The sequence below is a fragment of the Kushneria sp. Sum13 genome, from assembly GCF_052692355.1.
This window is the reverse complement of the sequence record NZ_CP199847.1, coordinates 1,613,051-1,625,750: the sequence shown is the minus strand read 5'-3', so window position 1 is coordinate 1,625,750 and position 12,700 is coordinate 1,613,051. Positions and strand designations below refer to the sequence as shown.

Below are 12,700 nucleotides of genomic sequence, written 5' to 3'. Positions count from 1 at the left end.
GACGGCCTGAAGGCCGCTTGAGACTTATAACGGCTGTAGAGAAGGCTTCTGAAGTTAATCCGGCTTTCTTGAAAAATATAAAGCCGCCCATATGGGCGGCCCTGGCCGGCGAAGGTTTCGAATCGTTTAAAAGGTCGCCCACTCATCTTCGTGCTCAACTTCAGTCTTGCGAAGCGGAGCTGTTTTCTTCGCAGCGGTGGCTGGACGCTTTAATGACCCTTGTGCCTTATCGGCATATTCATGGCTCATAAGTCCTGGAGCCGATGCCAGGGCATGTGTTGCCTGGCCCTGATCCACCTTGAAGAATGCGACCTGCTCACGAAGCACCCGCGCACTGTGTTCCATCGAACGACTGGCTGCGGCCGCTTCTTCCACCAGCGCGGCATTCTGCTGAGTCACGCTGTCCATCTGCGAGATGGCCTGATTGACCTGCTCGATACCGGTCGACTGTTCACGGCTGGCTGCGGCAATCTCGGCCACGATGTCGGTCATCTTGTTGATGCTCTCGACGATACTGCCCAGCGTTTGGCCTGACCGGTTCACCAGCTCGGCGCCATTGGACACCTTGGCCACGCTGTCATTGACCAGCGCCTTGATCTCTCGGGCAGCGTCGGCACTGCGGCTTGAAAGCGTGCGTACCTCGCTGGCCACGACCGCAAAACCACGGCCCTGCTCACCGGCACGTGCAGCTTCGACCGCCGCATTAAGAGCCAGCAGGTTAGTCTGGAAGGCAATCGAGTCGATCAGCCCGACAATTTCGGCAATCTTCTGGCTTGAGGTACTGATGTCATTCATGGCCAGTGTTGTCTGCTCGACCACCTGACTACCGTCGCGGGCCTGCTGGCGCACATTAAGCGCCAGCTGATTGGCCTGAGCGGCGTTATCGGCGTTCTGTTTAACGGTCGAGGTCATCTCCTCCATCGACGCCGCCGTTTCTTCAAGGCTTGCCGCCTGTTCCTGGGTACGACGTGACAGGTCATCGTTGCCGGAGGCAATCTGGCTGGAGGCAGAGCCCACTGACTCGGCATTGACGCGGACATCGTTGACCACATGAGCGAGCTGCCTTTGCATGGCGCCCAGGCTCTGCAGCAGGGTGGCGAACTCATCGCGACCCTTTACCTCGATATGATTGTTCAAATCGCCCTGGGCGATGGACTCTGACACTTCACTGGCCCGCTTGAGCGGCGCCATGATGCCGCGAATCAAAAGCCAGGCGATCGTGCCCATGGCCAGAAATGCGACCCCGATCACCATCAGGATTGAAACAAAAGACACATGCGAACTTTGATTGCTGGCGACATAAGCCCCTTCTGCTTCTGCCACATTAGTGCTGAGCGCGCTGGCCACACCATTGGCAACCATTTGAAAGGTATCGCGGAACTGCGTCATGTCCTCAGGAGTAGGAAAGACGCCGCCAGCCATGTTACGCAGAAACTGATCATAGTTTTGCCAATATGCGGCCAGCGCCGGCGTAATATTAGCCGCAAGCGCCTGCTCTTCAGGTGAATCAATAAACTGAGAGGTATAGGTTTTCCACTGCTGGTTGCTTTTTTCCTGATAATCGCTGTTATAGCGAGAGAGCAGTTCGCGGGCCGAGTTAGCGTTTTCATCGATCTGGATACGCATGAAATCAACCCGAGAGGCATAAAGATTGGATCTCACGCTTGCCAAAGTCTGCATGGGAAGAACGTTTTTACTATAGACGTACTCAAGATTGTGATCTGCCGACTTCATGCCGACGATACCGGCGACACCAATGACCAGCATGAAGAGCGCTGTCATGATGACATTGCCTATCAATTTATATCTGACGCTACGATTCAGGCCCAGCATGATAGGATTCTCCAGGAAAGAGGGGGTGCCTCGGATGCTGTAATTCCTATCGACCTGCTGTCAGCGCTGCTTGATAAAACGGGCTATATTAATATTTATTAAAATAATGACCCTGATAGTTTTAACCTGGATGCTGCTGGGATAAACGTCATAACGTCCGACAGCTCACCACATGATTCGAAGCTCCCCGGGCTAACCGGCATGACCTGTTGCCTCATGCTGTGACGCTTTCTTCACCGACATTAGAAAAAATGGACACCATGAAATGAGCAGCCTTCACGCACTCAGGGGCATGACCCTGCACTTCAATGATGATCCAGGAACAAGCGATGAGCCCCGTGCAGGCAGTGTGGAATATCATCAGGATGGCCTGATCCTGATTCAGGAAGGACGCATACTCAAAAGCGGCCCGGCGCAGACGCTTCTGGAAACACTACCCAAGGGTACGCCCATCGAGCACTGGCCGGATCAACTGATCATGCCGGGCTTTATTGATCCCCACCTTCACTACAGCCAGCTGGATATTACGGCCTCCTACGGCCGCCAGCTGCTGGACTGGCTCAATACCTACACGTTTCCGGAAGAGTGCCGTTTCAGCGACCGTGCCTACGCCGACGAAATCGCCAAAGCCTTCATGGAACAGCTTCTGGCCAATGGTGTCACCACGGCGTTGGCCTTTTGTACCAGCCACCCTTCCTCCGTTGATGCCTTCTTCAGCGCCGCTCTCGAGCGCAACATGCGCATGCTGGGCGGCAAGGTGATGATGGACCGCAACGCACCCGAAGCGCTTTGCGATACGCCCGAGACCGGCATTCGTGACAGTCGGCGACTGATCGAGCAGTGGCATGAGCGGGGCCGCCTTGAATACGCCATTACGCCCCGTTTTGCACCGACGTCAACGCCGCAGCAGCTGGCCGCTACCGGTGAATTATTGAGTGACTACCCCGGCATGGTGCTGCAGACCCATCTATCCGAAAATCGACAGGAAGTTGACTGGGTTGCATCACTTTTTCCAGAGGCGCGTGACTACCTGGATGTTTATTCACGCTACCAGCTGGTGCGCCCGCGGGCGATTTTTGCCCATGGCATTCATATTGATGATGATGTCCGTCAGCGGCTGGCCGATGACGGCGGCGCCATCGCGTTCTGCCCCAGCTCGAATCTGTTTCTGGGTAGCGGGTTATTTGACTGGCATCAGGCACGCGAGCAGGAAGTCCGCGTGGGTATTGCCAGTGACATTGGCGCCGGCACCAGCTTCAGCCCCTTTCAGACCCTGCAGGACGCCTACAAGGTGGGGCAGCTTTCCAATCAACCGCTGACGCCCTGGCAGGCCTTTTATGCCCACACGCTGGGTAACGCTCGGGTGCTCGATATTGATCACCATGTCGGCAGCCTGAGTCCCGGCATGGAAGCCGATATCGTGGTGATCAACCCGCGCGCCACACCCATGCTGGCCCGCAAGGAACGACACGGCCCCACGCTAATGGAGCGGCTTTTCAACCTGATTATTCTGGGTGATGAGCGCTGCATCAGCGCTACCTATGTCATGGGCAAAAAGCTCCATGAGGCCGCCTCTCATTGATTTTCCGGCGACCATCACGGTCGCCCTCTTTCCATCACCTGCGCCTGCGCGCCATGAATGACCCGCGGAACACACTGCATGCATGACAATGAGCTGATCTTTCGACACGGCGACCGTCCGCCGTTTCATACGGCTTTTCTGGTCGCCTTCCAGCATGTACTGGCCTGCTTTGTCGCCATCATTGCCCCGACCATTATTGTGACCGGGGCACTGGGGCTACAAAGCGAAGCCCCCTTTCTAATCAGTCTGGCGCTGCTGGTCTCCGGTATCAGCACACTGATTCAGACCCAGCGCCTCGGCCCGCTGGGCTCCGGGCTGTTGTGTGTACAGGGCACCAGTTTTTCCTTTGTTGCAGCCCTTATCTCGGCAGGACTGATCGCCCGCGAACGCGGCGCCAGTGATCACGAAGTGCTGGGGGTGCTGTTTGGCATCTGCATTGCCGGCAGCCTGATCGAAATGGCACTGGGCAGTGTATTGCACCACCTGAAACGCGTGATTACACCGACGGTAACCGGCGTGGTGGTGACCCTGATCGGGCTGAGTCTGATCAGCGTCGGGGTAACCGACATTGCCGGGGGCCATGGCGCCGATAACCCCGGCGACCCCATGAATCTATTGCTCGCAGTAATCGTGATTGGCGTCGTGCTGACGTGCCAGCTCAGCCGCCACCCCATGCTGCGCGTGGGCTCCGTTTTTGTCGGGCTTTTGGCGGGCTGCGTTGCGGCAGCCCTGATGGGACGACTGGATCTGAGTGGCGTCGCCCAGGCCCCGCTTTTTCAGTTTCCCCAACCGTTACGTTATGGTCTGGGCTTCGATATTGCCGCCTTTATACCGGTCGCGTTCATCTTTGCCATTACGGCCATCGAGACCGTTGGCGATCTGACCGGCTCGTCGCGCGCCTCGCACCTGCCCACAAGTGGCCCCGAGTATCAAAAGCGCATTCGTGGCGGCGTACTGGGTGACGGCTTCAACTCACTGATCGCCGGCGTTCTCAACACTTTCCCCAATACCACGTTCAGCCAGAACACGGGCATCATCCATTTGACCGGAGTCGCCAGTCGTCATATCGGTCTGTTCGTGGGCGGCATTCTGGTCATTTTGGGGTTGATTCCTGCCATGGGGGCGGTATTGCAGTCGATCCCGCAGCCGGTTCTGGGTGCGGCTACCACGCTGATGTTCGGTCTGATTGCAGTATCAGGTATTCGGATGCTGGCCGAGCAGCGCATGACCCGCAAACGGGTCATGATCATCGCGCTGTCCCTGGGCGCCGGACTGGGTGTGGAGCTTGTGCCTCAGGTACTTTTCGGCCTGCCGGAGCTCGTTCAGAGCGTGCTCTCCTCCTCCATTACCACCGGCGGGCTGCTGGCCATCCTGATGCATCTGGTGCTGCCGGAACATCAGGATACGGAAGAGGATCAGGCCATGGCAGAAGATCAGGCGCATGCGGCCACTCGGCAGGCAACCGATACGCAATAGTCTGAAGGGGTAAAATGTTCAGCGCCTGGCGGGTACCCGGCTACCGTGACGGCTTCGGCTGTCACGGTGAATGTTGTATCCCCAGGGGCTTACCAGCAGTACGATGACTTCACTGGTACCACGTGAAAGTGTCAGTTCAACCGGTATCTGATCAAAGAGCGGACAGTCCACACCCTGGCCGAGAAAATAGTCACGCACGTGGTAGACGAGCCGGTAGTGTCCGCCACTGCCATCCTGCAGCAGGACGTCTTCAAGTTCTCCGCAAACATTGGTATGAAGCGTCGCAATGGGCTCCTCCTCTCCATACGCCTCAAGCGACACCACCATCCCCTTTACTGCAATGCCGTTGTATTGATCCAGTACTCGCGTCGTCAGCGTTGCCATGTCCGCCTCCTGAAAACATGCCTTCCCCTGCATTGAACATCGCATTGAGGCCGGGCGATATCGACTGATGCTTTTACCGCCCATGCACTATTGCAGCGGCCTTCATGATACTGCGAGACAGCAGAGGTCCGGGCCATCACTTTCGTCCAGGCCAAGGCAGTACCACTGCGACCAGCGACCAAAAAAAAGGCCGCACCCGAAGGTGCGGCCCTTGAACCACCACAGTATCCATCAGCTGCGGTTGTCCTCATCGGAAGCGTGCGTTGAGCGCCCGGTAGACGCCTGTGTCGCGCCGTCCTGCTCTTCTTCCTGCTTTTGACCAATGCCCAGCTTGCGGCTGGCCCACTGTGAGCCCTGCATGATGAACACGTAGGTCGCCGGCACGAAAAGACTGGCAAAAATCGTGATGGTAATCATGCCGCCCACTACAGGTGTGCCGATATGATGACGGCTTGCCTCACTGGCACCGCTGGCCAGTGCCAGGGGCAGCGTACCGCCAATGAAGGCCAGTGATGTCATCACGATCGGGCGGAAGCGCTGGCGTGCCGCATGCTTGGCTGCCTCCACGATCGACAGCCCTTCATGCGCTCTCTGCTGCTGGGCAAACTCCACGATCAGAATGGCGTTTTTCGCTGCAAGCCCCACCACGACCAGCATCCCGATCTGCAGATACACACTGGTATCAAACTGCCGCAGCCAGACCGCCAGCACCGCACCAAGGAAGGCAAAGGGTACCGAGGCAATAACGGCCAGCGGCAATGTCCAGCTTTCATACTGCGCTGCCAGAATCAGGAACACCATGACGATACCGAACACGATGGCAATGACCGCCGCGTCGCCCGCGTTCTCCTGTTGATAGGCCTCACCGGTCCAGCCCATCGAGTAGTCACTGCCAAGCTGGTCCTGAACGATCTTGCGCACGGCCTCTATTGCCTGACCATTACTGTAGCCGGGCGCGGCGGCAATCTGGAACTTGGCAGCCGGATAGACGTTATAACGATCAAGCGTCGTGGGCGCCTGCTCACGCTTCATCGTGACCAGAGCCGACAGCGGAATACGCTGACCATCGCCGCCTCGAACATAAACCTGATTCAGGTTTTCCGGCGACTGGCGGAATTCGTCTTCGGACTGCAGATACACCTGGAAGTTACGACTCTGACGTGTGAAGTAGTTCACAAACGCACTACCAAAGGTACTGGAAAGCGTCGTGTTCAAATCACTTAGATCAACGCCCAGACTCTGCGCCTTTTCGCGATCCACCGTGGCGTGATAGGTCGGTACTGCCGTATTCAGCGTCGTGAAGGCCTGAGCAATGGCCGGGTCCTGATTGGCCGCCTGCATGATTTTCTGGCTCGCCTGAGCAAGTTCCTGAGAATCGGCACCGCCAAGCGACTGCAAATATCCGGTCAGCCCCCCTGTAGGCGATAGCCCGATGATGGGCGGCAGATTGAAGGCCATGGCCTGCCCACCCGGGATTCCGGCAGCCGTTTTCATGATCGTACCGATAAGCCCGTCTGCGGTGATATCACGCTGTGACCAGGGTTTCATCGAAATGAACATGGTGCCCTTGGCGGTATTGGCCGCCCCGGACACAAGATCATAGCCGGGGATGGAGGTGGCATAATCCACCGCATCGATGGCCTCGAGCTCTTTGGAGAGCTTTTGCATGTACTCGTCGGTGCGCTCCACCGAAGAGCCGGCGGGCAGATTGACCGCGGCGAGCACGACGCCCTGATCGGTCGACGGTATCAATCCCTGCGGCAGCTGCGAATACAGCCACCAGGAAAGTACGCAGCAGCCGGCAAACATCGCCATGGTGATAAAAAAGTGCCGGATCAGAAAGCCCACACAGGCCAGAAAGACGTTGGTGACCTTGTCAAAGCCGCGGTTGAACCATACGAAGGGCTTTTTGACGACCTGTAGCCAGCGGGGCTCTTCACCCTCCTTGTGGCGCTTGATGAAAATGGCGCCCATGGCCGGTGTGAAGGACAGCGCCACCAGCGCTGAAATGCCCACCGAGATCGCAATGGTAATCGCAAACTGACGATACATCTGACCGGTCATGCCGGAGATGAAGGCCACGGGAATAAAGACAGACGCCATGATAAAGGAGGTCGCCAGCACCGGGCCGGTCACCTCCTTCATCGCCTTGAAGGCAGCGTTCATGGGCGTCGTATCGGGTTCTTCCTCGAGTATGCGCTCGATGTTTTCGATGACCACGATCGCGTCATCCACCACGATCCCGATGGCCAGTATCATGCCGAAAAGCGACAGCAGGTTGATCGAGAAATCGAGCAGATACATGCCACCGAAGGTCCCCACTACCGAAATGGGCACCACTGACATGGCCACCAGCGTTGAACGCCAGTTCTGCAGGAAAACAAACACGATGATCGCGACCAGCAACAACGCCTCGATGAAGGTATGTTTGACCGACTCGATCGAGGCATCGATGAACAGCGTCGTATCATAGGGAATGACGTAATCCAGCCCCGCCGGGAAGCGCTGTTTCATGTCAGCCAGCGTCGTCTTGACCTCATTAGCCACGTCCAGCGCGTTGGCGCCCGGCTGCTGATAGATGGCGATTGGCGCAATAGGTGAGCCATTGACGCGGCCAATAATACCATAGCTGGACGACCCTAGCTCGACTCTGGCCACATCGCTGAGCTTGAGCGATGACCCGTCTTCATTGGTTCGCAGAATGATATTGCGGAAATCGCTGGCAGAGGACATGCGCCCCTGGGTGGTCACCGTGTAGGTGTACGCGCCCGGTTTACGCTGGGGCGCACCGTTGAGCTTGCCCGCTGAAACAACGGTATTTTGCGCCCGAATGGCCGAAGAGACTTCAGCAGGGGTCAGATCATACTGCGACAGCTTGTCCGGATTGAGCCAGATACGCATGGCGAAATCCTGGTTGCCCAGTACTTCGGCATTCCCCACACCCGGCAGACGCCTGATTTCATCAAGAATATTGATGTTGGCGTAGTTGTTCAGGAAAAGGCGATCATATTCGTTGTTGGGCGAATAAAGCGCCGTGAACAGCAGGATACTGCTGGAACGCTGCTCAACGGTAACCCCCTGATTCTGTACTTCGGTCGGCAGCTGAGAGAGCGCTCTCTGAACACGATTATTGACGTCGATGGTGGCCTGATCCGGATCGGTACCAATCCGGAAATAAACCTGCATGCTCAGCTGACCGCTATCGGCGCTGGTGGACGTGATATAGATCATGTCCTGAACGCCGTTGATCTCCTGGGTCAGTACGGAGGCAACCGTTTCCGACAGCACCTGGGCACTGGCGCCCGGGTAGGCCGCCGATACCGAAACGGTAGGCGGCACCACCTGCGGGTACTGCTCGACCGCCAATCCTCTTACCGACATGAACCCGATCAGCGTAATGATGATCGAGATGACGGTGGCAAAGATCGGCCGATTGATGAAAAAGCTCGAAATATTCATCGGCTCTAATCGCCCTTAATGGTTGCTGCTGCGTTCATCAGCACTGGTTTGATCGGAGCCACCGCTAACACCAGTACTCTGCCCCGGCATGTTGCTCGCGCTGCCACCATCCTTGCCGGAAGGATCTCTAGGCGTCTCGTCCGTGTTGCCATCGAAGGGCTGCGGATCGATTTTATCGCCCCCCGAAATACCGCCGAGATTACTGACGATCACGCGATCACCAGGCGCAATGCCTTCGGTCAGGATGATCCAGCCCCGGGCCTGCTCTCCCATCGTGACAAAGCGGCTTTCGGCTTCATTGTTATCGTTGAGCACAAAAATCTGGGGACCCTTGAGTCCTTCAGTGACCGCCACTTCAGGTACGGCCAGAACATGAAACCGCATCAGATTTTTCAGTTTGACTCGGACAAACTGTCCAGGCAGGAAAAGATTCTGAGGGTTTTCGAATACGGCGCGTGACTGCACGGTGCTGGTGCTCTCATCGACACGGTCGCCAAGAAAGTCGAGATCACCTTCCAGTGAAGTGTCCGTGGTAGCGCTGTCCTGACCATAAGGAAAATCAAGTTCGACGCCCACTTTGGGGGCATTCTCCATATGACGCTGACGGCGCAGCGCAAAGGCATCGTCCTGAGGCAGGGAGAAACGCACTTCAAGCGGGTCAACCGGGGTCACCTGTGCCAGCTCGGTCTGGCGCGCCACATAGTTGCCGACATTGACCTCGTTGAGGCTGACCTGCCCTGTTACGGGCGCCTTGACGTCAGTGTAATCAAGATCGATCCGGGCACTTTTCAGGGCAGCCTGTGACTGCGCGACGGCGGCTCTGGAAGTATCGCGCTGGCTGAGCGCCTGATCACGCTGCTGCTGGCTGATCGAGCCATTTTGATAAAGACGCTGATAGCGCTCGTAATCACGCTGCGCTTCATTGGCACTGGCTCGCGCACTCTGTAGATCGGCCTGCGCCTGCGCGGCGGCAGCCTGGTAGGTATCCTTTTCAATCGTGAACAGGATATCGCCCTTTTGCACGATATCTCCGGCCCGATAATGCTGCTGCTCCAGCGTGCCATCCACGCGCGCGATGATGTCGACCGAGCGGTCGCTGCGCACCATGGCCGGATAGGTCTTGTCCATCTCCAGATCAAACGGCTTAAGCGTCTGTACCTGAGCCTGCTTGGGCGGTGGTGCCTGCTGCCCCTCGTCTTTTTTATCATCGTTACCGCCGCAGGCGACGAGCAACAGCGAGAAGACTCCAATCAGACTCCACCCCTGGATCCGTCTGGCAAACTTCTGATTCATCTGGAGGATATCCGTCGTTATTAGGTGATCAACTGACGCTTTTTCAAGAGCGCGCAATGAGGGTCAAACCGAGAATGAAACCAGTTTAGATGCATTCCTGTATGTATGTAAATTAATGGTGGTCGATAGCGCCCACCATTTAAGCCTGGTGTTCAATCCTGCAGGACAGAAGGTCAACAATAACAACAAGAACGCCCCGCATGGCGGGGCGTTCAGAAATATTCTGTTCTCTGGCGTCAATCAATCAAGAGGAACACGCAGCTCAAGACTTTTCATGCCGGCATCACGCAGGCCTTCATGATAGATAACGCGCGAGTGATCAACACGAATCTGCTCGTTATGCTCCTGCGCCCAGCGGATCGCCATGTGCTTGAAGCACTGCTCGCGATCCTTTTCACTGCCCAGTGTGGCACTCATCGAACGGCCGGCCGGTACCGTGACCCAGCGCAGCGGCAGCGGCGGATTCCAGGTCGCACGACGTGTCATGCGATAACCGACATCCTTGCGCATACGGTGCGTCGGCGTAATGTTCGGATCGTCATAATAAAAGCAGACAGATTCGACGATGGACTCCTTGGCATGCTGCGGACACATGGACAGCAGCATCTGACGCAGACTCTCTTCACTGTTCTTGTCATCTCCAAAGGAGCGCATGACCAGAAAATATTCTTCATCATGTTCGACCACATTGACCGGTGTCGCATCGTCACGCACCAGACCGTTGGTAGCAATCTCCATACGCATGCTTTCACGATAGCCGCGCGGTGAGCTGCCGAAGTGACGTCGAAACACACGACTAAAGGCCGCATGATCCTGATAGCCGCACTCAAGCGCGACTTCCATGATGGACTTGCGGGTATAAATCAACAGCATGGCAGCACGGTCCAGACGGATCGCTGCATGATAGTCAGTGGGCGTTACGCCAAAGGACTGTTTGAACTTGCGACGAAGATGCGAGCATGAAAGACCGACCTGCTGAGCCACCAGCGTCATGGGCATCAAAATGTTGGTGTGCTCATGAAGAATGACTTCAGTTGCGGCGACGTCAAATTCTCTGCTGTCCATCATCATATCCATTCCCTCGGCAATAACGCGTTGTGTACGGCATGGCGCCTCTATGCGCCAGAATCTTCAGGACTGAAGGCAGCGGCGTTGAATGCAATAAAGGCATGGGCGCGGCATCAGGACCTTCAGATCAGTAACCGTTTTCAGTGAGCAGCACGATTGTCGAAACATGGCGGTCGAGATATCAGGTTGTCATGAAAAAACGCATAACCTGCTGTCTGCATAACGACAATATTTCAGTGCTGACTCGCTGAAAGTTGTACGCAGAATAAGGGAAGGGCTGATCAAGTAAAGTATGAAACTGTCAAAGATTATTAAAATCGCGCTTTGATACATTAATCGTGCAGTCAAAAGCTAAACTCTGAAGAACTACAAAACATAATAAAAAATTTTTTTTATTATTAAATAAATAATACCTGATTCAATTTAAAGCATTATAAAACTAATGCTCGTGCTCAGATAGGCCTTGTTTATCCAGCCTTTTTCAGCATCTCCCCCTGCAGCCCATCAATTCTTTACAGCCATAGGGATGACAATAGTGTGGCCAAAATTGAATATATCGATGACATACCCATTCTTTGATCATACGAACTTTTGAAAGCTGCAAGCCATTGATTGCAATGAAATGTTTCTAAAAGTAACCACTAATAAACATCAAAAATGTGCCTGCCTGCGCACTAAAAAGACCTGTGCGTTAAAGCCGTTAAATTATATTACCCCCCGAAAAAACCGTTTTCTCATGGACCAGAGGCATGGCGGAGGAACGGACTCCTTCCCCTGCCTCATAAAATAAAAAGGCGCCTTTAAAGGCGCCTTGAATAATATGGGTCACTTGACAGTTTAAAAATGTTTCAATCGTCGATGGAAACCAGTGCTGCACGAAGCCTTGCTACCGCCTGGCCATGAAGCTGGCAAACACGTGACTCACTCACTCCCATGACAGCGCCGATCTCCTTGAGGTTCAGCTCTTCCTGATAATAGAGCGCCATCATCAGTTTTTCGCGTTCTGGCAGGGCCTCAATAGCCGCCATCATCTCATGGCGTTCAGCGCCGGCAATCCAGACATCATGAGGATCAAGTGAGCTTTCAACACTTTCCGACAGACGCGAAGCCTCTGCCTCATCGGAGCTTGAGTCCTCGTAGGTCATCAGAAAGCCGTTATTGGTATCGCTAAGCACCTGTTGATACTCGCGCAGCTCGATACCCAGCTCGGAAGCCACCTCACGCTCTGTCGGGGCTCGCCCGTCGCGCTGCTCAAGCTTCCAGATGGCCCGGTCGATATCACGGGCACTGCGCCTGACGCTTCTTGGCAGCCAGTCACGTGAGCGCAGCTCATCAATCATGGCGCCGCGAACTCGCTGAGACGCGTAGGTCGAAAACGTTGCCCCCTGATCGGCATCAAATCGCTTGAAGGCGTCCAGAAGTCCCAGCATGCCCGCCTGTATCAGATCATCCAGCTCCACACTGGCCGGTAGACGCACCTGCATCGAAAGTGCCTGACGTCGAACCAGTGGCATATAGTCGTCCAGCAGTTGCCTCTGATCGATTCTGCCTTGAGCCGTATACATGCCCATATCCTGAAATCCGTTTGATGAGGGGACACACGAT

8 protein-coding genes are annotated in these 12,700 nt (G+C 55.6%); 2 read left to right on the top strand and 6 right to left on the bottom strand.

Going from position 1 to position 12,700, the window contains the following annotated elements:
* Positions 1-126 precede the first annotated feature (126 nt).
* Complete coding sequence (locus ACUN8C_RS07645) at positions 127-1,833, bottom strand: methyl-accepting chemotaxis protein (RefSeq protein WP_445621630.1); 1,707 nt, start codon at positions 1,831-1,833, stop codon at positions 127-129.
* 265 nt (positions 1,834-2,098) lie between these two features.
* Here ACUN8C_RS07645 and guaD point away from each other — a divergent pair, with 265 nt between their 5' ends.
* Together guaD and ACUN8C_RS07635 are read left to right on the top strand one after the other, a co-directional pair.
* On the top strand, positions 2,099-3,415 hold the full coding sequence (gene guaD, locus ACUN8C_RS07640; RefSeq protein ID WP_445621629.1) for a guanine deaminase: 1,317 nt from the start codon (positions 2,099-2,101) through the stop codon (positions 3,413-3,415).
* 78 nt (positions 3,416-3,493) lie between these two features.
* On the top strand, positions 3,494-4,891 hold the full coding sequence (locus ACUN8C_RS07635) for a uracil-xanthine permease family protein (protein WP_445621628.1): 1,398 nt from the start codon (positions 3,494-3,496) through the stop codon (positions 4,889-4,891).
* 18 nt (positions 4,892-4,909) lie between these two features.
* Here the strand turns inward: ACUN8C_RS07635 and ACUN8C_RS07630 are convergent, their stop codons facing one another.
* The 5 genes from ACUN8C_RS07630 to ACUN8C_RS07610 form a co-directional block, all read right to left on the bottom strand.
* Positions 4,910-5,275 carry a hydroxyisourate hydrolase gene (locus tag ACUN8C_RS07630; protein WP_445621627.1) on the bottom strand — a complete coding sequence of 122 codons (366 nt, stop codon included), beginning with the start codon at positions 5,273-5,275 and terminating at the stop codon, positions 4,910-4,912.
* Between the two features lie 231 nt (positions 5,276-5,506).
* Complete coding sequence (locus tag ACUN8C_RS07625) at positions 5,507-8,734, bottom strand: efflux RND transporter permease subunit (RefSeq protein ID WP_445621626.1); 3,228 nt, start codon at positions 8,732-8,734, stop codon at positions 5,507-5,509.
* Between the two features lie 15 nt (positions 8,735-8,749).
* Positions 8,750-10,027 carry an efflux RND transporter periplasmic adaptor subunit gene (locus ACUN8C_RS07620; protein ID WP_445621625.1) on the bottom strand — a complete coding sequence of 426 codons (1,278 nt, stop codon included), beginning with the start codon at positions 10,025-10,027 and terminating at the stop codon, positions 8,750-8,752.
* Positions 10,028-10,267: 240 nt separating this feature from the next.
* Positions 10,268-11,098: an AraC family transcriptional regulator gene (locus ACUN8C_RS07615; protein WP_165814267.1), complete on the bottom strand. Its 831-nt coding sequence runs from the start codon at positions 11,096-11,098 to the stop codon at positions 10,268-10,270.
* Between the two features lie 845 nt (positions 11,099-11,943).
* Positions 11,944-12,660 (bottom strand): RNA polymerase sigma factor FliA, encoded by a 717-nt coding sequence (locus ACUN8C_RS07610; protein ID WP_445621624.1) that lies wholly within the window; start codon positions 12,658-12,660, stop codon positions 11,944-11,946.
* Positions 12,661-12,700 lie beyond the last annotated feature (40 nt).